The 23,615-nt window shown below is 62.3% G+C and carries 19 protein-coding genes; 13 read left to right on the top strand and 6 right to left on the bottom strand.

Annotated elements, in window-relative coordinates; translation table 11 throughout:
- Positions 1 to 3: 3 nt before the first annotated feature.
- Both PVW49_RS22590 and PVW49_RS22585 read right to left on the bottom strand, forming a co-directional pair.
- Positions 4 to 324, bottom strand: coding sequence for a GNAT family N-acetyltransferase (locus PVW49_RS22590; RefSeq protein ID WP_274591645.1), 321 nt, complete (start codon positions 322 to 324; stop codon positions 4 to 6).
- A 253-nt stretch (positions 325 to 577) separates the two neighbouring features.
- The gene (locus PVW49_RS22585) at positions 578 to 1,102 is read right to left on the bottom strand and encodes a TetR/AcrR family transcriptional regulator (protein WP_274591644.1); all 525 of its coding nucleotides are present in this window, start codon (positions 1,100 to 1,102) and stop codon (positions 578 to 580) included.
- Positions 1,103 to 1,172: 70 nt separating this feature from the next.
- On the opposite strand from PVW49_RS22585, the gene PVW49_RS22580 reads away from it, so the two are divergent.
- Positions 1,173 to 2,243, top strand: coding sequence for an alcohol dehydrogenase family protein (locus PVW49_RS22580; protein ID WP_274591643.1), 1,071 nt, complete (start codon positions 1,173 to 1,175; stop codon positions 2,241 to 2,243).
- Positions 2,244 to 2,329: 86 nt separating this feature from the next.
- Here the strand turns inward: PVW49_RS22580 and PVW49_RS22575 are convergent, their stop codons facing one another.
- Positions 2,330 to 2,926 carry a TetR/AcrR family transcriptional regulator gene (locus tag PVW49_RS22575; protein WP_274591642.1) on the bottom strand — a complete coding sequence of 199 codons (597 nt, stop codon included), beginning with the start codon at positions 2,924 to 2,926 and terminating at the stop codon, positions 2,330 to 2,332.
- A gap of 126 nt (positions 2,927 to 3,052) precedes the next feature.
- On the opposite strand from PVW49_RS22575, the gene PVW49_RS22570 reads away from it, so the two are divergent.
- Both PVW49_RS22570 and PVW49_RS22565 read left to right on the top strand, forming a co-directional pair.
- Positions 3,053 to 4,006 (top strand): SDR family oxidoreductase, encoded by a 954-nt coding sequence (locus PVW49_RS22570; protein ID WP_274591641.1) that lies wholly within the window; start codon positions 3,053 to 3,055, stop codon positions 4,004 to 4,006.
- Between the two features lie 104 nt (positions 4,007 to 4,110).
- Complete coding sequence (locus PVW49_RS22565) at positions 4,111 to 4,629, top strand: hypothetical protein (protein ID WP_274591640.1); 519 nt, start codon at positions 4,111 to 4,113, stop codon at positions 4,627 to 4,629.
- Between the two features lie 419 nt (positions 4,630 to 5,048).
- Here PVW49_RS22565 and PVW49_RS22560 read toward each other — a convergent pair whose 3' ends face one another.
- Together PVW49_RS22560 and PVW49_RS22555 are read right to left on the bottom strand one after the other, a co-directional pair.
- Entirely contained in the window at positions 5,049 to 6,302 is a 1,254-nt protein-coding gene (locus PVW49_RS22560) for a glycerate kinase type-2 family protein (protein WP_274591639.1), read from the bottom strand.
- Between the two features lie 9 nt (positions 6,303 to 6,311).
- On the bottom strand, positions 6,312 to 7,442 hold the full coding sequence (locus tag PVW49_RS22555; RefSeq protein ID WP_274591638.1) for a tartrate dehydrogenase: 1,131 nt from the start codon (positions 7,440 to 7,442) through the stop codon (positions 6,312 to 6,314).
- A 113-nt stretch (positions 7,443 to 7,555) separates the two neighbouring features.
- Here PVW49_RS22555 and PVW49_RS22550 point away from each other — a divergent pair, with 113 nt between their 5' ends.
- The 3 genes from PVW49_RS22550 to PVW49_RS22540 all read left to right on the top strand — a co-directional run bounded on the left by PVW49_RS22550 (position 7,556) and on the right by PVW49_RS22540 (position 11,854).
- Positions 7,556 to 8,470, top strand: a complete 915-nt coding sequence (locus tag PVW49_RS22550) for a LysR family transcriptional regulator (protein ID WP_274591637.1) — start codon at positions 7,556 to 7,558, stop codon at positions 8,468 to 8,470.
- Between the two features lie 125 nt (positions 8,471 to 8,595).
- The gene (locus tag PVW49_RS22545) at positions 8,596 to 9,564 is read left to right on the top strand and encodes a TAXI family TRAP transporter solute-binding subunit (RefSeq protein WP_274591636.1); all 969 of its coding nucleotides are present in this window, start codon (positions 8,596 to 8,598) and stop codon (positions 9,562 to 9,564) included.
- A 91-nt stretch (positions 9,565 to 9,655) separates the two neighbouring features.
- Entirely contained in the window at positions 9,656 to 11,854 is a 2,199-nt protein-coding gene (locus tag PVW49_RS22540; RefSeq protein ID WP_274591635.1) for a TRAP transporter permease, read from the top strand.
- Between the two features lie 210 nt (positions 11,855 to 12,064).
- On the opposite strand, the gene PVW49_RS22535 is transcribed toward PVW49_RS22540, so the two are convergent.
- Positions 12,065 to 13,000, bottom strand: coding sequence for an aminotransferase class IV (locus PVW49_RS22535; protein ID WP_274591634.1), 936 nt, complete (start codon positions 12,998 to 13,000; stop codon positions 12,065 to 12,067).
- 126 nt (positions 13,001 to 13,126) lie between these two features.
- On the opposite strand from PVW49_RS22535, the gene PVW49_RS22530 reads away from it, so the two are divergent.
- From PVW49_RS22530 to PVW49_RS22500, 7 genes are all read left to right on the top strand, one after another.
- A complete protein-coding gene (locus tag PVW49_RS22530; protein ID WP_274591633.1) occupies positions 13,127 to 13,591 on the top strand; it encodes an Lrp/AsnC family transcriptional regulator in 465 nt (154 codons plus the stop codon).
- Positions 13,592 to 14,172: 581 nt separating this feature from the next.
- The gene (locus PVW49_RS22525; protein WP_274591632.1) at positions 14,173 to 19,332 is read left to right on the top strand and encodes a hypothetical protein; all 5,160 of its coding nucleotides are present in this window, start codon (positions 14,173 to 14,175) and stop codon (positions 19,330 to 19,332) included.
- 321 nt (positions 19,333 to 19,653) lie between these two features.
- Entirely contained in the window at positions 19,654 to 20,541 is an 888-nt protein-coding gene (locus PVW49_RS22520; RefSeq protein WP_274591631.1) for a LysR family transcriptional regulator, read from the top strand.
- 106 nt (positions 20,542 to 20,647) lie between these two features.
- Positions 20,648 to 21,286, top strand: a complete 639-nt coding sequence (wrbA, locus tag PVW49_RS22515; RefSeq protein WP_274591630.1) for an NAD(P)H:quinone oxidoreductase — start codon at positions 20,648 to 20,650, stop codon at positions 21,284 to 21,286.
- Positions 21,286 to 21,924 carry a DsbA family oxidoreductase gene (locus tag PVW49_RS22510; RefSeq protein ID WP_274591629.1) on the top strand — a complete coding sequence of 213 codons (639 nt, stop codon included), beginning with the start codon at positions 21,286 to 21,288 and terminating at the stop codon, positions 21,922 to 21,924. The genes wrbA and PVW49_RS22510 overlap by 1 nt, the downstream gene beginning before the upstream one ends.
- A 184-nt stretch (positions 21,925 to 22,108) precedes the next feature.
- Positions 22,109 to 23,011, top strand: a complete 903-nt coding sequence (locus PVW49_RS22505; protein WP_274591628.1) for an EamA family transporter — start codon at positions 22,109 to 22,111, stop codon at positions 23,009 to 23,011.
- A gap of 35 nt (positions 23,012 to 23,046) precedes the next feature.
- On the top strand, positions 23,047 to 23,595 hold the full coding sequence (locus PVW49_RS22500; RefSeq protein WP_274591627.1) for a DUF4386 domain-containing protein: 549 nt from the start codon (positions 23,047 to 23,049) through the stop codon (positions 23,593 to 23,595).
- The last annotated feature ends 20 nt before the right edge of the window (positions 23,596 to 23,615 follow it).

Here is a 23,615-nt window from a genome sequence, read left to right as displayed (position 1 = left end):
AGTTTACGCCAGATCCTGTCCAAAAGATGGGGAGTAGCTCAGTTCCTGATGGAATGCGACCATCGGGAAGCTTTCGTCCCGATCCCAGTTGCCTGACAGGGCCTGGAAGGCGGCGGCAGTTTCTGGCACGGTCCTGCTCGGCTTCCACGTCAAATACTTCGTGACCGCAGGATCGGCCGCGTAAGCGTCGAAAATGGCCGGGGCATCTTCTACCCGAAGGCGCCTGAGGTGATAGTTTTCGGTCTCAAATGTTTCGGGTAGTCGATAGGAATCAGTCATTTCGCCAGAACTTGCCCCCTGTCTTCCGCAAAGAATGGCGAGCATCAGCCTCGTCTGCTTGTTGGCCCAACACAATATGCGGACACCCCCAAAATTTTCACTGTGCGCAAGCAAGGGAAAGCTACGACAGCGCCCTGGCCCCGAAGTGGCATTGCTTAACTGAATGCCCTGCGGTCGGCCGTCGTTTGGCGTCCATGGTGTCTTCACTAAGCGGCCGTTCAGGGCCGGAGCCCAGCATCAGCACGTCAGAGTTGCCGGCATCTCTGACGATGCCCTCATTTACTGGCCGGCAAAGCCTCTATGCACCCTGCTTTCGCAAGCTCTTCCCGAGCCTCTTGGCGCATTCTACTGCGGCGTCGCGATGCAGCGCCCAAGCCTGTGTCATGCCCTCCATGATCACCAGAAGCTCGGTCTCGCGTCCGGCGAGGCCGGTGGCGTCGGCGGCGCGGCGCGCCACCTCGGCCTTGTGCCGCGATAGCACCCCGCGCAGCCGTTCGTTGCCAGGCTCAGCCGCTACGGCGCCGTGGAACAGGCAGCCATGCGAGGTCTCAGTCGCCATCCACACTCCGACCCGGTCGAGCAGCGCGTCGAGTGCGGCTTCCGGTGCATCCGGCAGCTCATCGAAGAGGTTGGAGAGGTAGCGCCCATGGCGATGCTCCAGCGCCGCCAGCACCATGTCAGCGCGCGAGGGCGCGTATTTGTAAAGCGTGCGCAGGCTGACGCCTGCGGCGTCGCGCAGATCTTCGACGCTGGGTGCGGCGAAGCCGCGGGTGGCGAAGGCCCGCTCCAGCCCGGCGGCGATCCTGGTCATCGTATCGGTCATGCTTGACGATGTAGAGTGATCCCTCTACCTACGCAAGTAGAGAGAACATTCTACATGACGGAGCGACCCGATGACTCTCCCCGACACGATGAAGGCGATGGTGCTGACCGGCCATGGCGGCCTCGACCGGCTTGAATGGCGCGAGGATGTGCCTGTGCCGCGTGCGCAGCCTGGCGAGGTGCTAATCCGCGTCGGAGCCTCGGCGGTGAACAACACTGACGTGAACACTCGCACCGGCTGGTATTCTAAGGCGGTGCGCGGCGATACGAACTCCGCGGCGGCGCTTGGCTATGACGGCGCCTCGGACGCCGACGGCGGATGGTCCGGCGCGCTGAGCTTCCCGCGCATTCAGGGCGCTGATTGCTGTGGCGAGATCGTCGCGGTCGGCGACGGGGTGGATGCGGCCCGCATTGGCGAGCGGGTGCTGGTGCAGCCAATGCACCGGCCCGCGGGCGGCGATGAGGCCGCGCTCGTCACCTTCGGCTCGGAGCGCAACGGCGGCTTCGCAGAGTTCACTTCGATCGAGAGCGAACATGCGCTGCGGATCGACAGCCCGCTTTCGGACGTGGAACTCGCCTCCTTCCCCTGCGCCTTCTCGACCGCCGAGGGGATGATCCAGCGCGCGGGACTGGGCGCCGAGCGGGTGCTGATCACGGGCGCCTCCGGCGGCGTCGGCTCGGCGGCGGTGCAGCTTGCCAAACGGCGCGGCGCGCAAGTAACGGCGGTAACCAGCCCGGCCAAGGCGGACGACCTGCGTGCGCTCGGTGCTGACGCCATTCTGGCACGCGAGGACGCTGTGCCGGAGGACGCTTTCGACGTCGTGCTCGACCTCGTCGGCGGACCGCGCTGGCCCGCATTGCTCGACGCTCTGGCGGTGCGCGGCCGCTACGTCACGTCGGGGGCCATCGCCGGTCCGATTGTGGAACTGGACCTGCGCACGCTCTATCTCAAGGACCTGACACTGATCGGCAGCACCCGGCAAGACCTGGAAGTCTTCACCGACCTTGTGAACTATATTGAGCGGGGGGAGATCCGACCTGTTCTCGCGGAGACCTACGCGCTGCGCGATCTGCGCGCGGCGCAGGAGGCGTTTCTCGAAAAGTCCCACATGGGCAAGATCGGGATTGCCATCGCGGGCTGACGTCTCTTCTCAAAGCCATCTTCGCACGGCCGGGCGACGTCAGTCCATGACGCCGCCCGGCCTCATGGCATCGATCACGAGCGCCGTTAGTCCTTCGGGATGTAATGGGCCAGGAACATGTCAACGCAATCGGCGATGACGGCATCCGGGTCGGCCTCGGCCTTCGCCCCCATCAGGAACTGCGGCCAGACCAGGAAATGCTTCACCATCGACAGCAGCTGGCCTGCGGCGAAGCCGGGCACGGCTTCGCGCAGGGCGCCCGCCTGCATCGCCTCACCGATGAGCCCCGAGATCGGACCGTCCTGCATCGCGGCCTTGGCAAAGAAGGCCTGCGCCAGCTCCTGATCGCGCAAGAGTTCCGACATGACCAGCCGGTTCAAGCCCATGTATTGCTCGCCGGTCAGATGGCCGACGTGGTCCCGCACTGCCCCGGTCAGTTGCTCGCGTAGCGGCAGGTCGGGCTGAAAGTGCAGTTTCGGCACGGCCGCGATTTCCTCGAGCAGGATGTCGGTGATAGCGGCGAAGAGCAGCTCCTTGCTCTCGAAATGCTTGTAGAGCGTGCGCTTCGACACCTCTGCCAGATCCGCGATCCGGTTCACCCGCGCGGCCGGGAAGCCCTGCTCGCGGAACTCCTGGATTGCCGCCTCCAGAATATCTTTTCGTTTCTTCTCAGTCAGCTTCATCGTTCCTACCTCCCGCACCGCGAAAAATGTAAACATCATGGTTTACACATCTGCCACCCGCTTATATGTAAACACCGCGGTTTACCAACACAAGCGCCGACGGCGCCCCGATCAATGGAGAAGACCATGGCTGACCTTACTTTCGGACAGAGAGGCTGGACGCCCGAGCGCCTCGGCAATCTTACCGGCAAAACCTATGTCATCACCGGCGCCAACGCCGGCGCGGGCTTCCAGGCGGCCCGCATCTTCTTGGGCAAGGGCGCGGAGGTGGTGATGCTGAACCGCAGCGCCGAGAAATCTGCCGCCGCCGTGGAGGAGCTGAAACAGGAGTTCGGTGCCGAAGCGCCCGTGCGCTTCATCCGCATGGACCTCGCGGAGCAGGCATCCGTCCGCATGGCGGCCGAAGAGGTGCTGAAAACCACCCCGCGTATCGATGCGCTTATCTGCAACGCCGCCATCGCCCAGGTCCCAACCCGTAAGCTGACGCCCGACGGCTTCGAGAGCCAACTCGGCACCAACCATTACGGCCACTTCACCCTGTGCGGGATGCTGTTCGACCGGATCGAGCAGTCGCAGGGCCGGATCGTCGTCGTCGCCAGTCTCGGCTACAACATGGGGCTGAAGACCATCCGCTTCGACGACATGAACTGGGAACAAGGCTACGGCGCGAACACCGCCTATTCCCAAAGCAAGCTGGCGCAGATGATGTTCGCCTACGAGCTTCAGGACCGGCTGGCCGCGGCCGGGCGGACGGGGGTGAAGGTCTTCGTCTGCCACCCCGGATCATCGGCGACCTCGCTGATCTCGACGAGCGGCAGCCGGACGATGCGACTCATCTGGTGGCTGATGACCAAGACGCCGATGGTCCAGACCGCCGAACAGGGAGCCTACCCGGAGGTCATGTGCGCCGCAGAAGAGGCGCTGACCGAAGAGCGCGCGCTCTACGGCCCTACAGGCACCAGGGAGTTCGTCGGTCCCGTCGGCCGTGGCACGCTGAATGCGCACGCACACGACAAGCCGGTGATGGTCAGGTTGTGGGAGCGATCCGAGAAGGGCACCGGGTTCAGCTGGAGCCTGTAAGAGCCTCGCAATCTTGCCAAGACAGAATAGGCCGGGCTTGGGTCGGTCGACCCGTCGCGCCGCTCCTCCACTCCCGGGCAGTGCAACTGATGAGGGCCGAAAACGTGGACATCCTGAAAACTGCTACCGACTGGACGAGAGCCGAAATGCTCTCCTCCGCCTTCTTCGTTCTCTTCGGCTTGTCCTTCCTTCTGGCAAGCCTGGGCTTCTGGCAGATAGGCAGGACCGACGTGGCAAGAGCCTATGTCGTTCCCATGCTGGTCGCGGGCACGCTGATCCTAATCATCGGGGTCGGCCTGTTCATCCCCAGCCAAACCCGGCTGACGAGTTTCCCTGCGGCCTACGCCACCGATGCCGCCGGTTTCGTCGCAGACGAGATCGCGCGTGCCGACAGGGTGTTGAACGAATACCGGATCGCGGTGTTCAGGGTGATCCCGCTGATTATCGCCGCCTCCGCGCTGGCGATACCTTTTGTCGGGGCTCCGATTTGGCGGGCAAGCCTGATCGCAACCATCGGTATGATGGCGGTTATTCTGGCGATCGACACCAATGCCAACGCGCGGCTGGAAAGCTATAGGGAGCAACTAATGCTGGCCAGGAAATCCTTTCCGCCACCGATGTGAAGCGGATGTTCGTTGCAGATGCAGCAAATGGCTGCTTCCCGCCCCTTGTGTTGGGTGACTCTCACGGCCCAGAGCCGACATCCAGCCACGATTTGCAATGCTGCAATGCGGCCCAGCATTGCCGACGTTCGCGTTGCGCGTAAATCTGGGCTGGTCTCAACCCCGGACGGGGCTGCGGCTCAGGTCAACTGGCAGATTTCCTAAGGAACTCAAGATATTCGGGGCTCTTCCGGACAAAAGCCCGTATCGTGGAAGCTGTCGTCTTCATGCAGTTCCCATTACTCATCCACTATCATTCGCGGTAGGCGCCCGATGACCCCAGCCCCAACCAGTCGTTTGTCGATCTTGGTTACCGGCATGTCCCACCGGCTGTTGAAGTGACAAATAACTCAGCCGCTGTTGTCTTCGAGCGCTTGCCCCTACGCCACCAGTATCGCCCGAAAGTCGTTCACGTTGGTTAAGGTCGGTCCAGTAACAACGAGTGCATCAAGCCGCTCGAATACCGTGAAGCTGTCATGGGCAGAGAGATGATCTCGGGGGCAAATTCTGAGTTTCGCCGCCCGGCGCAGGAAATCCGGGCCAATAATGGCGCCGGCCGCAGGCTCAGTGCCATCGATTCCGTCAGTATCGGCCGCGAGCGCGGTGATACGAGGATTGCCCTCCAGCGCTATAGCAAGAGAGAGTAGGAATTCCGTGTTCCGCCCGCCACGCCCTGGGGTATCCCGCCCAATCGTGACCGTAGTCTCACCGCCGGAGATTAGCACCGCAGGCGCTGCGGCCGGTGTCCCATTCTTGGCAACCGAAGCCGCAATACCGGACATCATGGTGCCGAGCTCGCGCGCCTCACCTTCCAATGCGTCGCCCAGAAGCACCGTGGTGACACCATAGGCTTCCGCGATGCGGGCGGCCGCTTGCAAGGAGGCTTGCGGCGTCGCGATGAAGCGAAAATCCGACTGCATTTGCGGCAAAGTAGAGGGGGTCGCCAGCAGCTTTCGGGCACCTTCTGGTAAACCAGGGCCAAGCCGTCCAGCCAAATGCGACAGGTCGTTCTCGGCTGTAGGGTCCGCGACGGTGGGACCGGAAGCGATGGCTGCGGGGTGGTCGCCAGGCACGTCCGAGATCGCGAGTGTTACGAGCCGCGCATCTTTCACTGCACGTGCAAGGCCGCCGCCGTTGATACGAGAAAGCCGCCGGCGCACGCAGTTCATTGCATTGATAGAAAGGCCGGAGGCAAGCAAAAGCCGGTTCACGTCGATAAGGTCGGCCAGGGTGAGAGGCGGTTCAGGCATGGAAAAGAGTGCGGAGCCCCCGCCCGAGATCAGAGCGAGCACAAGATCGTTGGGACCGGCCTTGGCGGCGATCTTCATGATCTCATGTGCCGCGGCGGCTCCTGCGGCATCAGGCACCGGATGCGCGGCTTCGCGCACCTCTATGTGCTCGGTCGTAACAGTGTGGCCATAGCGGGTGACCACGAGACCCGACAGATCGACGTCAGGCCATGCCCGTTCCACCGCACGCGCCATGGATGCCGCAGACTTCCCGGCTCCGACAACAATGCAGCGGCCCTTAGGTTTCTCGGGAAGGTATTTGGCCAATACCTCGCCCGGATCGGCCGCCTTGATAGCTGCGTCCAGCATTTCGCGAAGCAAACGTTCTGGGGCGCTAAGGCTCATTTCAACGGCTCAGATATTGTCGCCGCGGATCGCTTCGCAGACAGCGTCGGTGACCTGTTGGGTCGTTGCGCTGCCGCCAACGTCAGGGGTCAGAACTCCATCGGCGCAAACCTTTTCTACCGCGCGCATCATGCGGACAGCCGCCTCAGCTTCCCCAAGGTGCTCAAGCATCTGACTTGCGGTCCAAAAGGTCGCTACCGGGTTGGCGATGCCCTTGCCCGTGATGTCGAATGCCGAACCGTGGATCGGCTCAAACATCGAAGGGAATCGTCTCTGTGGGTCGATGTTGCCCGTAGGGGCAACGCCGAGAGAGCCTGCCAGCGCCCCTGCCAGATCCGACAGGATATCGGCGTGAAGGTTTGTCGCCACGATAGTGTCGAGGCTCTTGGGATTCTTGACCATCCGCACGGTCATGGCGTCGACCAGCATCTTGTCCCAGCTTACGTCCGGGTAGTCTTCTGAGACCTCGGCTGCAATCTCGTCCCACATCACCATGCCGTGGCGTTGTGCGTTTGACTTGGTGACCACTGTGAGAAACTTGCGCGGGCGAGACTGGGCCAATTCGAAGGCATAGCGCATGATTCGTTCGACGCCGGTGCGGGTGAAGATTGAAACTTCCGTCGCCACCTCTTCGGGCATCCCGCGATGCGCGCGTCCGCCAACGCCAGAATATTCACCCTCGGAATTTTCGCGCACGATCACCCAATCGAGGTCGTCGGGTCCGACACCGGCCAGGGGTGAGGAGATACCGGGCAGAATCTTAGTGGGGCGCACGTTGGCGTATTGGTCAAAACCTTGGCAGATTGGCAGGCGTAGACCCCAGAGGGTAACGTGGTCAGGCACGTCCGGCGCTCCTACCGCGCCAAAGAAGATCGCGTCGAAATCCTTTAGTTGATCGCGCCCGTTTTCGGGCATGAGCGCTCCGGTCTTCTTGTAGCGGTCCGAGCCCCAGTCGAACTCGGTCACATCAAGCTTGAAACCGCCATCGCGGCGCGCGAGCGTTTCCAGCGCCTGTAGACCCGCGGCAATCACCTCGGGGCCGATTCCGTCAGCGGGGATCGAAGCAATCCGATAGGTTTTCTGCTGTGGGCTTGTTTCGCGGGCTTGGTCTTTCGTGCCCCCCTCATGAACGGCCGTCATCGTCTTCCTCCTCGCGCGGAATGCTGTTTGTGGAGACGTTACTGGAATTTTGTTGGACAGCTCAATTCGACGGTAATTATATACACATATGATATATAATGTTGGAACCGATAATGAATGAGATGCAGCTAAGATGCTTTCTGGCCGCGGCCGAAAAGCTCCATTTCGGGCATGCTGCGCAGGACTTGGGTATTCTCCCGGCGACTTTTGGCCGTCAGGTCAAGCAGCTGGAAGACCGCTTGGGAGTAGAGCTCTTCCGGCGGACCACAAGAGATGTTGCTCTCACGGAAGCAGGCGAAGCGGTCGTCGAAGATGCCCGAACCGTGCTGGCTCAGATGGTCGCCTTTGAGGAAAAGGTGCGGGCCGTGCGCGCTTCCCGGACGCATGTCTTGCGCGTCGGAGCAATCGACAGCGCAGCCGCGGGACTACTCCCACAAATCCTGCCGCCGATGCGAACGGCACACCCTGATCTGGAAATCCAGATAGTGGAGCAGAAGACAATTCATCTTCTGCCGAAGCTACTAAGCGGGAGCTTGGACATTGCCTTCTGCCGGCCCCCGGACGTTCGAGACAGCAGGCTTGTTTTTAGGACCCTGTTTCACGAAACTGCGGTCGTAGCCCTTCCGGCCAATCACCGTCTGGCCGGGAGAGAACAGATCGAGATTACCGATCTGGCGGATGAACCGCTGATCGTGCCAGACCGGCGCTCGCGTCCACATTCGCATGATCTCACGATTACGCTGTTCCTGAGGGCTGGACTAACGGCGCGCATCTCGCAGATCGCCGAGGAAAAGCAAACCATCGTAAACCTTGTCGCCTCAGGGAGCGGGCTGGCGATCGTGCCGCGGTGGACGTCTCGACTGCGGGTGCAGGGCGTGCGTTTCCTTCCGCTATGCGCACAGGATACCGCTCCGCAACCGAAGCTCATCCTCGCGGCGGCTTGGACGCGAAATACGCGCGATCCGGAACGCGACGCCCTGATGGATCAGCTCGAAACTCAACTGAATGAAATCGAAGCCTCTGCCTAAATTATATCATAACTGAATATACTCCGTAGAGAATTGTCTCGCGAGGGTCATTTGCGTCACTTTTTCCGGGGAGGATGCGCCTTTGATAGGCCCGTCCGGGAGGATATCGTAGAGGAGGATCTCTCATGAAATTTACGGCATTTATCGCCGCAGCGGCCTGTGCCCTGGCTGTGCCAGCGGCTGCGCAAGATAAGGAAGGCTGGCCGAGCAGCATCACGATCGGGACCGGCAGCCAAGGCGGCACCTATTTTGGGTATGGTTCGGGTTTTGGCGCAATGATCAGCCAAGAGCTGGGCATAAACGCAGGCGCCGAAATCACTGGCGGTCCCGTGCAAAACGTGACCTTGGTCGAGACGGGCGAACATCAGCTTGGCTTCGTCACCCTCGGGCCAGCCGATGAGGCTCGGCGCGGTGAGAGCCAACTGATGCCGGGCGTGCCGCACGAAAATGTCCGCGCGCTGTTCCCGATGTATCAAACGCCACTACAGGCAGCTGTTCTGGCGTCCTCCGACATCGAAAGCTTCCAAGACCTTCAGGGCAAGCGCGTCGGCGTCGGACCGGCGGGCGGCACTTCGGCCACCTATTGGACCCGCTTCTTTGAAAACGCCGACGGTTATGACGATGTGACTGTTTCTAATGCCGGCGGCTCGGACACTGCTGGCCAGCTCAAAGACGGGCTGATTGACGCATTCGTATATGCTGCGGGCCTGCCAACGGGTGCCTATAGCCAGCTCGCTGTTGAGAACGACGTGCGCTTCCTCTCAATGGATGAGGACACCCTCAGCAAGATGAAGGAGATTGTCCCGGCGATGTCGGATTTCACGATCCCCGCGGACACCTATGAAGACCAGCCCGAACCCTTGCAGACTACCTCGCTGTGGAACTTCGCCATCGCTCATCAGGATATGCCCGAGGACCTCGCATATGAGATCACGAAACTGGCGATGGAAAACAACGACCGCATGGTGACCAACCACGCCGCGGCCAAAGACACCCTGCCAGAAAACGTGCAGTTCAACACCGTGATCCCGTTTCACCCGGGTGCCGCCCGCTGGTTCGAGGAAAACGGCTACGAAGTGCCGAAAGTCGAATAAAGCTTTCATCCTTCGACTGATCTCGAAACGGGCGGCGGCGCACACCCGCCGCCCGCTCTCGTTCTGACCCAGAAAGGAACAGGGACCCGCGATGACCCATTCTCAAGACGTCCACGATGCAGAGACCGCGCAATCCAACATCGAGCAGGAACTGGCCCGTGCCAGCGTCGACGCGGACCCAGTCGCTGGGAACCAGCGGCTTTTCGAAGGTCGTCGCAACGCGCTCGTCGCAATTATGTGCGTAGCTTATACTGTTTTCCACCTGCTGGTGATGAATGTCTATCCGCTTGAGACATGGGCCTACCGGCTAACCCACGTAGGGGGCGGGCTGCTGCTTGGGTTCCTGCTGTTTGGCTCCTCTCCCTTCATTGGGGCCGAGGCGGAGGGTCAGTCTGGTGGGCTGCTATCGAGAGCGCTCCTTTGGGTCGGCGGCGCCGGAATCCTTTACGGTCTGGCCGGAGTTGCCGCGATCTGGATAAACGGACGGATCATGGGCGAGATGCTACCTCCTGCATGGGCGATGTCTACATTTGGCATTCCGCTTACCGCCGGCACGGCTCTCGCCATCTTGCACGGCTGGCTCTTTCCCCACCGTGACCGGTCGCGCTTCGCCCCGGGCGATGTGTTGCTTGCCGCCGCGGCCGTAGCAGCCATCGCCTATCTGATTTTCTTCGCCCGCCAGCTACAACTACGCGCAGGCATGCCCATGGCACTTCCGGGCGACATGTGGTCGGCGATCACCGGGGTTCTGCTAATTATAGAACTAACCCGCAGGCTGGCCGGGCTCGCCCTTGTCATCATTGCTGGCGTCTTTGTGGCTTATGCCTTCGCCGGACCTTGGTTGCCCGGGATCTTCGAGCATCGCGGCTACGACGTGAAGCGCTTCTTCTCTTACATCTTTACCGACAACGGTGTGCTCGGCGCGCCGATCGCGATCAGTTCGACCTACATCATTCTTTTTGTGGTCTTTGCAGCTTTTCTCCAGACCACGCGGGTCGGAGAATACTTCGTGAACCTCGCCTTTGCCGCCGCGGGACACCGTCGTGGTGGGCCGGCGAAGGTGGCGATCTTCGCCTCCGGTCTGATGGGGATGATCAACGGGACCTCCGCCGGCAACGTGGTCGCTACAGGCTCGCTCACCATACCAATGATGAAGAAAGTCGGCTACAGGCCGCAGACCTCGGCAGCCGTCGAGGCAGCAGCTTCTACGGGTGGCCAGATCATGCCGCCGATCATGGGCGCCGGGGCCTTCATCATGGCCGAAATCACTGGCATCTCCTACATGGAGATCGTTTATGCAGCGATCATTCCAGCGATCCTCTACTTCATCTCCGTCTACTTCATGGTCGATCTCGCGGCGAAAAAGGCTGGCATGATGGGCCTGCCGCGCGACCAGTTGCCCAAGTTGGCGAAACTAATCCGGCAGGTCTACCTTTTCCTGCCCATCGTGGTGCTGATCTATGCCCTCTTCGCGGGCTATTCGGTCATCCGCTGCGGCACGCTGGCGATGATCACCGCCGCTGTGGTATCCTGGCTGACGCCGCATCGCATGGGACCGCGCCAGCTATTTCAAGCGTTGGACAATGGCGCGCGTATGGTGCTTCAGCTGGTAGCCGTCTGTGCTACAGCAGGCATTATCGTGGGAGTCATCGCACTGACAGGCATCGGTTCGCGGTTTTCAACGGTGCTTCTGACGCTGGCCGACCAGAGCCAGATCCTCGCGCTGTTCTTTGCGATGATCGTCTCGATCATCCTTGGAATGGGTATGCCAACCACAGCGGCCTATGCGGTGGCTGCGAGCGTTATCGCTCCTGGTGTCATCAACCTCGGCGTCGCGCCTCTGACCGCCCATCTTTTCATCTTCTACTTTGCAGTGATGTCAGCGATCACGCCGCCCGTGGCTCTGGCCGCCTATGCCGGCTCGGCGCTGGCTGGGTCCGATCCCATTCGCACCAGTGTCGAGAGCTTCAAGATCGGTCTTGCCGCGTTTGTTGTGCCCTACATGTTTTTCTACTCCCCGGCGATGCTGTTGAACGGCTCCACTTTCGAGATCATCCACATCACGGTAACTGCCATCATCGGCGTCTACCTGCTCTCCTGTGCCGTGCAGGGGTGGTTCTTCGGCCCCGCCAACGGCTGGGTGCGTGGCGCGCTCGCTATTGGCGGGCTGACCATGATCGCCGGCGGCTGGGTGACCGACGCTGTTGGGCTTAGCATCGCGCTGGCTTTGGTCCTTGTGCAAAAAAGGATCGCCGCCTCCGGCGACAAGGGTGCCGGGCTTGAATATTAGTGGCGATGATTGAAAGTTCTCACAAATCTAACCACCAGGCTCTCTTAGCCATTTACCTTGAGGAAGTGTAGGTAGGACCCTTCTCCGTTGTTGCTGGCGGGGCAATGAGAACTGAACGGACCGGGACCTGAGCGGCGCGCAGCCGCAGGGTTGCAGTGCCGCAGCGCGGCCCAGCAATGGCGACATTTGCGCTACGTGCATTTGCGGCTCTCACGGGTAGGAGACAGCCTCGCGAAAGCTGTCATCGTTATGCATCCCCCAATACTCAGCCATCATCTTTTTCGAGAATCCTCCAACACCCCCCGCCCCGACAGGTTTGTTGTCGATCCGAGTGACCGGCATGACGCCTCCTGCCGTTGAGGTGACAAAGACCTCGTCGGCCCCCGTCAGGTCTTCGACAGAGACATCCCGAGCATGACATGGGATTCCCATTCCCGAACAGATGTCGAAAACGGTTTGGCGGGTCACGCCTAACAGGACGCTGGCAACTGGCGTTGAAACCTCGCCATCCCTGACCACGAAGATGTTGAATCCGGGGCCTTCAGACACATTGCCCATGCCATCGATCAGAACTGCCGTGTCCGCGCCCCGCGCATATGCAGCGTAGAGCCCTTTGACCATGTCCAGCCAATGGTAATTCTTGACCGTGGGGTCAACCGAGCCCGGCGGGATGCGCAGGACATCCGTCACCGCCAGATGCAGGCCATGCTCCATCTGGTCCTCGTTGGCCACGGACCCGAAGGGAATGGCAAAGGCGATGAAGCGGTTCTCGGCCTCTCTCGGGTCACGACTGAATGTTGGGGATGTGCCTCTCGTGCAAATGAACTCGACGTAGGCGCTTTTCAGCCCGGACAGCGCCACGCAGTTGTGGAGGATCTCCCTTGTCTGCGCCTTGTCATACGTGATGGACATGTTCAGTTCTTCCATGCCGCGAAAGAAGCGGTTCAGGTGGTCCTCGAGCCGGAAGAACGCGCCTGCCCAAACATGGACCACATCATAGGTCGCGTCCGAGTGGAGAAAACCATAGTCCAGAACCGAAAGCTTCGCCTCCTTCATCGGCAGGTATTGACCATCCATGTAGGCCACCCCCGGCGGATAGGCGCGGTGGTCGATGTGCGTCTCGGAGAGTCCTGGCAATTTTCTCATGGGTCTGGCTTTCGGTGAACAGGTTTGATCTCTTGGGCAAGATACGGGAAAAAGCTGGGCGAACTGTCCAAAAGCACTTAAACTGGCGAGCAGAACGCATCAATTCCATCCCCACAGGCGAGCAAGTTGCCAAACTCCCTCGACGCAACCGACAAGAGACTTCTGGAGATTCTTCAGCGCAACAACCGGCTGTCGGCTGATGAGCTGGGGGAACGTATCGGCGTTTCGCGGTCTTCCGTTCAACGGCGCATGAAGCGGTTTCGCGATGAGGGGATTATCGAGGCCGATATTTCCGTGTTGTCCCCGAAGGCGGTGGGCCGCCCCATGACCTTCATCGTCGAGGTCGAGCTGGAACGCGAACGCACGGATCTCCTCGATGAGTTTCGCCGCTCCATGCTGGCTCTCGATGACGTGCAGCAATGCTACTACGTCACAGGGCATACCGACTTCATTCTCATCGTCACGGCCGCGGACATGGCGGCGTATGAGGAGTTCAGCCGACAGGTTTTCACCGACAATCCGAATATCCGGCGATTTCACTCGAACGTTGTTGTAAACCGGGTAAAGTCAGGGCTTCAGGTGCCGTTGTAGGATTTTGACAGCAACGCACACCGCATCTGCACCGCTTTGGACCCTGGGCACGAAAGCGTCCCGAGGCTGTAGCGTGGTGTTTGGTCGGAAAACCAACGTTTCCAAGCCAAAGTAGGCCTTTCGGCGACCTGGTCGATACCAATGCCAAAGCGCGGTTGGGCGACTATCGAAAGCAACTCGCCTTGGCCGAAAAGCCCTAACCGATCGCGATGTAAAGCCGACGTCTGCTGCACGCGCAGCGAAAGGCTGCTCACCGCCCAGAACAGTCGGAGCGCCGCGAACGGCCCGAAGCGGACACACGACATCCTCAAAGGCAACGTCCGCTTCGCACCCCATGCCGGTCATTCCAGGCCGCCACAGCCGATTCCAAAAGCTGCAATTCGTTCGAACGCACTGAACCGACTGCTATTGGAAGCGCGGCTTTTGGTGCGAAAACCTCAAAGTTGACGATGTCTGGTCGCGCCGACATAAACTGAGATAGAAGGTAGGCCAGTTAACAATCGGTCCGCGTCAGTTCAACCAACTCCCCGCGAACGCCCGTTTCGCTTGACCACGCGGGCGATCGTTTGCACATCTGTGGGATGGAAAAAGCAGAAATTAGCTCCGACACCGAACATGGCTCAAGCCCGGCATCGCGCGGCGCGGCAGGCGCCTACATTGAGGGCGAGCTCGGGGCGTTATATCTGCTCGCGCTTCTGACCGGCAACCGGGCGCCGGGGCTGCCGTCCGCGCGCGTCACGAGCGTGCGCTTCCAAGGCGTTGAGCAAGGGTTCAAGCTCGACGATCTCATCATCATGGGCGTCGGCGCCAGCGGTGATACGCTACTCGAAATCCAGTCGAAGCGCGATATCCAGTTCTCGCCGAAGGACCCGGTCTACAAGGATGTCGCATTACAGATTGCCAGCAGCACAATCGGGGACGTCCCGGCAGAGCGCCATCTGTTCGGGATAGCCACGCAGCGGACCAGCCGCAAGATATCGGGTGCATATCAAGACGTGCTGGGCTGGGCGCGCAGCGCGGCAACAGCGGACGAGTTTTTCACCCGCCTGAAGGCCACGGGCGTGGCGAACGATGACATGCGCAAGTTCGTCGAGACGACGCGCGAGCATCTTGCCGCAGGCGGCGTCGCCGACGAAAATGAGACGATCTGGCGACTGCTGCGCCGGATACTGATCCTCGAATTCGATTTCGAGGCGAGCGCGCCGATCGCTCGCACCTACGGCTTGGCGCTCGCGCGGATGGCGCTGGCGGACGAGCAGGTCGCGCGCGCTGAGGCATTGTGGAGTCGCCTCGTCGATCTCTCGATCCAGACCGGCACGCGAGGCGGCGAGATCAATACCGCTGCACTTAAAGCCAACCTCGCCGAGGCCGATTTCAAGCTGGCTGGCGACCCCGAATACGGCCCGGCCCGTGAGCAGCTCGCCGAGCTCTCGCAAAACACGCTCTCGCATATCGGAACGAGCGTCGCGGGCGTGATGCTGCCGCGGCTGGCAGCGGTCGCGGCGCTCGACGACGCGGTAGAGACGCAGCGCTTCATCGTCGTGCGCGGCGATACCGGCGTCGGCAAATCCTGGGTGCTACGCCACTATGCCGAGCGCGTTGCCGCAAATGCCCCGATCATCGTTCTCGACCGTGAGGCGACGCCCCCGAACGGCTGGTTGTATTTGGCGAACGCGCTCGGCATTCCCGGATCGGCGGATGCCTTCCTGACCGATCTGGCAGCGAGCGGCGGCGCTTACCTCTTCATTGACGGCATCGACATGGTTGACGATGCGGGGCGCCAGCGCACGATCAGCGAGCTGTTGCGGGCCGCCGGCGCCATACCCGGCTTCACTGTGATCGCGACGGCGCGGCAGACCGGCGCCAGCGACGCCATCCCATGGCTCGACGACCGGATCTCGACCGCACTGGGGGGTATGCACGCGGTCACGGTTGGAGCGCTGTCGGACCAAGAAGTCGCGATCCTGACCGATCAGGCGCCCGAACTGCGGACGCTGCTCGATGCCGGCCATCCCGCAGCGCAACTCGCCCGCAACCTCTACCGTTTGTCGCGACTGCTCCGCGAACCGAGCGCCGCGTTGGTCCGAACTGAGGCCGAGCTTGCGCAGCTTTGGTGGATCGGCGCCGATGGCGCGCCGACGGCCGAAGTGCGGGCAGCGCAGCGAATCTTCAGAGCACTGGCGACCGCCGCGCTCAAGGGCGACGCCGGAATCGATCTCGATGAGGATTCGTCCGCGCGAAACCATCTACTCGGTGCTCAGTCGCTCCGCGAGGTCCGGCCCGACCGACTCGATTTCAATCACGACGTGCTGCGCGACTGGGCGATCGGGAATTACCTTACCGAAGACCCGTCCCGCCTGGGAGGGTTCGACCTGGCCGGACCCGTGTCGCCGCGCGTCGCCCGCGGTATCGAGATCGCCGCGCGGCTCGCGCTCGAGACCGGCGAGGATGTGAGTGCCTGGCACGATCTGCTCGCGCACCTGTCGCCTCCGAGCGCGCACGGTTCTTGGCGCCGACAAGCGATCCTCGCGCTGGTCAGGTCCGAAGTCGCGACTGATCTGCTTGAAAAGTCGGGCGCCTCGCTCCTCGCCGAGGGCGGCGCACTTTTGACCGAACTGTCGACGACGCTCGTCGCGGTCGAGACGCAGGCGGCAGCCGACATCATCACATTGCCCGATGGATCGAAGGTCAACCTCCCGCGCTCGTTTCGGGCCGACGTGACGGGATCGTCGGTCCTGGTGCTGCGCTGGATACTTGATCACGCCGCCGAGGTGCCAATGTCGTCGATCGACGCCGTAGTTGAGCTGGTCGAGATACAAATCTTTTTCCTCAAGATGCTCCCGTCGCTTGCCGAGCGAACGGCCCGGCTACTGTTCGACTGGCTGTGCCAGCTCGATCTGCGCGACATGCCAGTCACGATCCCCGGGATTGAGGGACACGCGCGCTGGTCAGGCGACGCGCAGCAGAGGATCAAAAAACTCCGGCAAATGGCGATGCTGCTCGGGTCCTTCGCGCCCGATGCCCTCAAGGCCTATCTTACCGCAATCACGGGCAACGGGGACCATCACAAGATGGAGGAATTGCGCCAGTTCTCGAGCGTGCTCGCTCCCGTCGCGCCAGCCGAACTGGCGGTGATGGTCCAAGCGAGCTTGATCGATAATACTTGTGGGCGGGCTCGAAGGGACCGCGTGATGCGGGACGCCTTTAGCTTTGCCGATAGCGACTATCTGCCGCCATCGCCCGCGCAGCCGCCGTTTCTCGACTTGCTGAACGCGGCGCCGACTGAAGGCCTGGCGTTAATCCGGGGGCTTGTCGATGAAGCGATAGCTTTTCACACCGACGGGCGCGAGCCAGGCGAAGTCGGCATCACGGTCGACTTTGGCGAGGGGCCGCGCTTCTTCCCCTGGGGCTGGACCTATGGCTGGTCGCGGGGCAACGGTGACGATTATGCCGCCGCTTCCGGGCTGCTCGCGCTCGAAGCGTGGAGCCAGAAGCGGCTCGATGATGGTGATCCGGTCGAGGCCGTGCTCGCCGACATTTTGGGCCCAGAGGGCAGCGCGGCTGCCTATCTCCTCATCGCGATCGACGTGTTGTTGTCGCACGGCAATGTCGCGCGTGTAGCGCTCGCGCCGTTTCTCGCGAGCCCGCAGCTCCTTGCCGAAGATCGCACCCGGCAGATTCATGACCAGGTGGGGTCGGGGCTGGATACGCTGGGACTGAAGGACGAGCCGAAGGGTCCGGTGCGTATGGCCGATCTGAAGGCAAGACCCTCGCGCGGCTATTCGCTGATCGACACCTTGCAGAATTTTCTGGCCGACGAGCCAGTCGGCAATGCGTTGCGGGCAGCGCTCGCGGCGGCGGTCGAGACGCTCGAACCTTATGCCGCGCACGCGACGTTGAGCGACCCTGAGTTCGCCGGCCGTCATGCACTCAACGTCCTCACCAGGGCGAACTGGTTCAAGCGAGAAGACGGCAATCTCGAATACCGGTCGCCGCCGGAGGAGGCGGCGCATTTCGCGGCGCTCGAAGCCAAGCGCGATGTGTCGGTTAAGACGAGCGAGATGGAAGCGCGCATTTCGTTGGCGGTCGATGGCAAGAAGTATGCGACGGCCGAAACCGCACGCGACGCAGTCGCCTATGCCGAGGGCGGCGTGCCCGATGGCAGCGATACTGACGCGCTCAACTCGCGCGTAACGCGGCTGATCACGACGGCGCTGCTCGTCGCGCGTGACGGCGACGATGCGCTGCTGGCAGCACATGAAGCCTGGGTGCGGGAAGTTATCGGGATCACGCTTGAGGAGAAATCCGATCGAGGCACCGGGTCGCGCGATACTTTGCGCTACAACCGCCCGGCGATCGCGATCCTCGCACTGATCCATCTCTGGGCCCGGCTGAGGAAAACCGCGGATCGCGATGCGCTGGTCGCGCTCGCGACACGCCAGGATCGGGTGGCAGCCACCGCGGTAGCGGCGGCTGTCCCACGCATCTTGGAGATCGAGCCGCGTCTCCTCAAAGCGATGATGCGGGCGGCCTTTTCCAGCATGACATATCGTCGAAAGAGCTACGAACCGGAAGACGAGGCGCCGCAGGCTGCGTTCGAAGCAGAGCGTGCCACCCGGTCCGACGCAGCGGTTACGAGCGAGCTTGCTTGGCTTGATGGCGGCGTGGAACCGGATTGGCCCACATGGCCCGAGGAGGGACCGAGCCTGCGCAGGGCCAGACGAATTCGATCGCCGGGACCAGTCACGCCCGAAGAGTTCGAGGCCGATGGCGGGCGGGAGACGGCGCTCGACCCTTCGGCGGCGATCCTTCACACCGACCATCAGGCGGCGGCCCGTTGGCTCGCGATGATCCAGTCGGCGCCTGCGAAAGCGATCGGCTGGCGGTGGGAGATTGTCTCGGCCTATGCTGACTGGACGGGCCGAATGAATGGGCTGGGCTATGCGGTCGATGCCGAGATCAGCCGCCAGCCGAATGACTGGAATTTGCATTATTACGCGTTCTATGCCGAGCGGCTGCTCGACGGAGACGATGAGGCGTTCGCCGCCGATCTGCTGTTCGTGACCGACCTGCCCGACGCGCCGTTTGCCGAGGTTGCACAGACGGTCCAGCATGCCGCAGACGTGCTCTACTTTAACCACACCAGCCGCGCGCCGAAACGGCCGGTGGCGCTGCGCGAAAAGCTTGTCACGCGGCTGATGACGCTCAGCTGGTGGCGGAGCATCCGCGATCCAAGCAAAGCTCGGATCGACCTGGATAGCGGTGGCGTTATCGGGCAAATGCTGTTCAACACATATTCGCCGATCACTGGGACGCACAGCTATCTGGTGCCGACCGTGTTCGACCGGGTTGATCCGTTTCTGCCTATACTACGCCCGATGTTGCCCGGGGGGCCAACGGTCTTCGTCGCGCGCTGCACGATGAACCTGCTGCTGGTCGCGCCGCGCTCCCGCCATCTTGGTTTTCTGTTAGACGCAGTCGAAGCTTGGTTCGGTCGCACGACATCACCGGAGCTGTGGATCGCGGCGGGCGTCGGCGGCCGCGTCATGCAATGGTTTGAGGCGTGCCTTGTCGAAGATCCGGGATTGCTCGAACCTGGGCACCCGGCGCGCACGCAGATCGATCGGGTGTTGGGCCGGTTGGTGGCGGTTGGTGTCGCCGAGGCGCATGATCTGGAGCGGCGCGTCACAGCGGCGGCCGAAGCCCATGCGGTCGCGCCTGTGCGTGGCAAGCCTGGCTGAGGCTTGGGGCCGGGCATACCCCGCATCAGGGGTAGGACAAGATCGTCGGGCTCGCCTCAGAGAGCCTGTCCATCTCTTCCAGGATCGGGTTGGGCGCAAAGCAGCATGCTGACGCTGCCAGTATCCTCTCGGCCTCAAAGCGGCCGTCCGGCGACACCGCAGCGAGCGACCGGAGTCCGCCCATTTCAGGGTTTCGAGCAGGGCGCGGCGAACAACCTGCGACGGCTCCATTCAACGTTTCCAGTTCTGCAATGACGACTTGGTGGTATTAGGGAGGCAGGAATATTCCTCGCTGCACGCCTCAACCATGGAGAATGACCTGTGGACAAGCTCTCAGTCATGCATGCCTTTCGCCGCATTGTCGAACGCGGGAGCTTTGCGCGTGCGGCTGAGGATCTGGGTGTTTCCCCGGCTCTCCTCAGCAGGGAGATCAAGCTGCTGGAAGAAAGCCTTGGCAGTTCGCTTCTTACGCGGACCACGCGGTCAATGTCCCTCACTGATGCAGGCCGCGTCTACTACGACGAAGCCATCAACATCCTGGACGCAGTAAGAACCGTCGAGACGCGCATACGTGAGGGAGCAAGCGCAGTGCGGGGCCACCTGAAGGTGAACGCCTCCAGCTCCTTCGGACAGACCGTCATCGCCCCGATCCTGCCAGGTTTCCTTGAGGAGTATCCGGACCTGAAACTGACCCTCTCGCTCGACGACCGGGTCGTCGACATGGTTGAGGGCGGATTTGACCTGTCGATCCGCATTCGCGCCGCGATGCCGGATTCGGCCCTGGTCGCGCGCAAGGTCGGCACCATGCGGCAAGGCATCTTTGCATCTCCGGCCTACCTCGAAGACGTCGGCAGTCCCGAGGCGCCAGAGGAGATCCCTGATCATCGGATTGTCGGCTTCCTCCTGGCTGACCATTTGGCCACGTGGGAGCTTCACGGTCCGGAGGGGATGCGGACCATCGAACTCGATCCACCGGTCCGGGTCGGAAACAGCCTTGTCCTGCGTGACTTGCTGGTGGCAGGACATGGCATCGGCACCTTGCCAGACTTCGTCTCGGACGAGGCGGAAGCGCGGGGTGATTTGGTGCGTGTCCTCCCGGAGTGGGAGTTGCCGTCACCCGAGATCTTCGCAGTAACGGCATCCCGGCTCGGCATGGATGCCAAAGTGACAGCCTTCCTTGAACACCTGCGCGCGGCGCTCAATCGCTGAGATTATTCAACCCACGTAAAGAATGAAGTGACAGCGCGCCGGTTATTCCCGCGAGCCGTTTCGCTGATCTTCCAAGGCATCGAAAACCGCTGCCAGAGAGGATCACATGACACGCGTTCTCGTTCTATACTATTCCAGCTACGGCCATGTCCGCACGCTCGCAGAAGCGGAGGCCGACGGTGCCCGGTCGGTTCCCGGCACCCATGTCGAGCTCCGACGCGTCCCCGAAACAGTGCCCGAAGATGTTCGCAAGACAGCAGGGTTCGCTTCCGACGATACGCCGGTCGCCTCGCCCGCGGATCTCGAATCCTACGACGCCATCATTTTCGGAACGCCGACGCTGTTCGGCATGATGGCGGGGCAGATGAAGTCGTTCCTCGACCAGGCCGGGGGGCTCTGGGCGCGGAACGCCTTGGTCGGAAAGGTCGCAGCGGTCTTCGCCTCCACCGGCTCGCAGCACGGCGGGCATGAGGCCACGCTGCTTTCGACCCAGATCCCGCTCCAGCATTTCGGGATGCTCATCGCCGGGATGCCCTACACCTTCGCCGGCCAGAAGACGGGCGAGGCAATCGTCGGCGGCGCGCCTTATGGCGCAGGCACGATCGCGGGCGCGGATGGCTCGCGCGCGCCCACGGCAACCGACCTGGCCGGTGCGCGCTTTCAGGGTGCGCATGTGGCGCGGATCGCAGCGCGCCTTGCCAATGCCGACCTGAGCGGGGCTGTTCACGACGCGGAGGCCGCGTGATGCCTACCTTGACAGTTGATTTCTTTCACGACGTCGTCTGCTGCTGGTGCTTCAACATCTCGTCGCGGATGCGCAGCCTTGCCGAGGAATTCGACCTCGAAATCCGGCACCGGACCTTCGTGCTCCAGGGAAGCCCGGCCGAAATGGCTGAGCGCTGGGGCAGCCCCGCCCAGGCTCGCGCGACGATCCTTGAGCATTGGAAGGTGTGTCGGCAGGTCAGCGACTGGCCCGACCTCATCAATGTTGAAGGGATGCGCGCGGCTCCGTTCGACTATCCGCACGGGATGACCGCCGCGCGCGCCTGCAAGGCGGCCGAGCGGATCGGGGGCCAATCGGCCCACTGGGACATGTTCGACAGGCTTCAGCTGGCCCATCTCAGCGGAGCCCGGAACATTGCCGACCCGGACACCGTCCTGGATGTCGCCCGCGACCTGGGCTTCGGGGACGCGGCCTTCGCCGAGGCCTTCAACGATGCGGCAACTGCACGCGCTGTCGAGAATGACCGGCAGCATGCCCTCAGCTTGCAAGTGCACTCGATACCCGCCCTGATCATCCGCGAGACCGGCACCCGGCTTGTCAATGGGCCGCGCGAGGATCTCGCAGCGCAACTGCGAACGGCCCTCCGGCTGGCCGCGTGAAGGAGAACAGCTATGATCATCTCGTTCTTCCGCAGGTGGAGGTCGCACCCCGACCGGATTTTTCGCCGCCTTCCGCCCGACCTCCCGCCCCACATGATGCGCGACATCGGCCTGCCGCCCAGGCCTGATCGCCCGCGCATCCCCCTCAATCGTCTCTGGTGAGCCTTTCAAGGAGGATGGACCCATGTCCCGCACAACCGACATATTCCTGACAGCGCTGGCACCGGCGATCTGGGGCAGCACCTATCTCGTGACGACCGAGGCGCTGCCAGACGGCTACCCGGTTACTTTGGCGGTGCTTCGCGCCCTGCCTGCCGGACTTCTGCTGCTGGCCGTGACACACCGCCTGCCAGGCCGCGCCTGGATTGGACGCGTCTTTCTGCTGGGCAGCTTCAACTTTGCGCTGTTCTGGGTCCTCCTTTTCGTTGCAGCCTACCGGTTGCCGGGAGGGGTCGCGGCCACGCTCGGCTCCCTTCAGGCAATGATGGTCATCGGCATGGCGCGTGGCTGGCTCGGCACACCGATCCGGGCGGGTGCCGTTGCAGCCGCGGCGACCGGGGCCATTGGCGTCGCCCTCCTGCTGATCAACCCGGAAGCGCGGCTCGACCCGATCGGGATTTTCGCCGGGCTTGGCGGAGCCGCGTCCATGGCAGCAGGCACGGTCCTCAGCCGGAAATGGCAGCCGCCGGTGTCCGCACTCACCTTCACCGCTTGGCAACTGACCGCAGGCGGCCTCATCCTGTTGCCGGTCGCCCTGCTTGTGGAGCCGCCGCTGCCCGCGCTTACCGGTGCGAACCTCGCTGGTCTCGCTTGGCTCGGTCTCGTCGGCGCAGCCGCCACTTATGCGATCTGGTTCCGGGGCGTGGCGCGGCTCGAGCCTGGTGCCGTCTCCATGCTCGGCATGATGAGCCCGGTTACTGCGGTGGCGCTTGGCTGGGTCTGGCTCGGGCAGTCGCTGTCGCTTTTGCAGGCTGTCGGGGCGATGATCGTCCTTGGATCGGTCTGGGCCGGCCAGCGCGCCAACCAGCCATCCGGCTCGGGGCTGGCTTCCCCGGCTCCTATTCCGCGCAACAAAGTCACTGCCTGAAGCCGGGCCGCCCTACACCAGAAAGGAAGTCTGCCATGCGAGCCTTCGAAGACCCTTTATCCCTGCCCTATGCCCGCCTGACCGGAGGACTCTATCTTGTTATCGCGCTGGCTGGCGGGTTCTCGATCCTCTACGTGCCCGTGATGCTGAATGTGCCCGGCGACCCCGCAGCGACCTTCGACAACATCGCGCGCCACCGCGGGCTGTTTCATGCGGGCCTGATCGGAGATCTCGTGATGATGACGACCGAGATCTTCGTCTCTGCCATGCTCTATTTCATGTTCCGCTCCGTGAACCCGACACTGGCCCTGGCCGCCTGTTTCGCGCGGCTGATGATGGTCGCGGTGATGAGTTCCATGCTGTTCTTCCACGCTGGGTCCCTCGCCCTGGCAGATGGGAGTGTTCCGCTGGGCAGTTTCTCTGAGGCGCAGAGGCTCCAACTGGCAGGCTTGATGCGTCATGTCCACGACGCCGGTGTCTGGATCTGGCAGGTGTTCTTCTGCCTGCACCTCATCCTTCTCGGGAGGCTGGTCGTGCGATCTGGCCTATATCCGCGGTTGATTATAGCGCGACAATCAGGGTGAGATCAGCGCGACAATCAGGA

The sequence above is a fragment of the Marinovum sp. PR37 genome (genome assembly GCF_028807375.1).
GTDB classification, from domain to species: Bacteria; Pseudomonadota; Alphaproteobacteria; order Rhodobacterales; family Rhodobacteraceae; genus Marinovum; species Marinovum algicola.
Note: the sequence above shows the minus strand (reverse complement) of the source record. Positions and strands in the feature narration are given on the sequence as shown.

Coding starts and splice junctions, on each gene's coding strand:
- PVW49_RS22580 (WP_274591643.1), top strand. CDS start 1,173: ATGACTCTCCCCGACACGATGAAGGCGATGGTGCTGACCGGCCATGGC.
- PVW49_RS22505 (WP_274591628.1), top strand. CDS start 22,109: ATGTCCCGCACAACCGACATATTCCTGACAGCGCTGGCACCGGCGATC.
- PVW49_RS22525 (WP_274591632.1), top strand. CDS start 14,173: ATGGAAAAAGCAGAAATTAGCTCCGACACCGAACATGGCTCAAGCCCG.
- PVW49_RS22585 (WP_274591644.1), bottom strand. CDS start 1,102: ATGACCGATACGATGACCAGGATCGCCGCCGGGCTGGAGCGGGCCTTC.
- PVW49_RS22575 (WP_274591642.1), bottom strand. CDS start 2,926: ATGAAGCTGACTGAGAAGAAACGAAAAGATATTCTGGAGGCGGCAATC.
- PVW49_RS22550 (WP_274591637.1), top strand. CDS start 7,556: ATGAATGAGATGCAGCTAAGATGCTTTCTGGCCGCGGCCGAAAAGCTC.
- PVW49_RS22500 (WP_274591627.1), top strand. CDS start 23,047: ATGCGAGCCTTCGAAGACCCTTTATCCCTGCCCTATGCCCGCCTGACC.
- PVW49_RS22540 (WP_274591635.1), top strand. CDS start 9,656: ATGACCCATTCTCAAGACGTCCACGATGCAGAGACCGCGCAATCCAAC.
- wrbA (WP_274591630.1), top strand. CDS start 20,648: ATGACACGCGTTCTCGTTCTATACTATTCCAGCTACGGCCATGTCCGC.
- PVW49_RS22535 (WP_274591634.1), bottom strand. CDS start 13,000: ATGAGAAAATTGCCAGGACTCTCCGAGACGCACATCGACCACCGCGCC.
- PVW49_RS22570 (WP_274591641.1), top strand. CDS start 3,053: ATGGCTGACCTTACTTTCGGACAGAGAGGCTGGACGCCCGAGCGCCTC.
- PVW49_RS22560 (WP_274591639.1), bottom strand. CDS start 6,302: ATGAGCCTTAGCGCCCCAGAACGTTTGCTTCGCGAAATGCTGGACGCA.
- PVW49_RS22590 (WP_274591645.1), bottom strand. CDS start 324: ATGCTCGCCATTCTTTGCGGAAGACAGGGGGCAAGTTCTGGCGAAATG.
- PVW49_RS22545 (WP_274591636.1), top strand. CDS start 8,596: ATGAAATTTACGGCATTTATCGCCGCAGCGGCCTGTGCCCTGGCTGTG.
- PVW49_RS22555 (WP_274591638.1), bottom strand. CDS start 7,442: ATGACGGCCGTTCATGAGGGGGGCACGAAAGACCAAGCCCGCGAAACA.
- PVW49_RS22510 (WP_274591629.1), top strand. CDS start 21,286: ATGCCTACCTTGACAGTTGATTTCTTTCACGACGTCGTCTGCTGCTGG.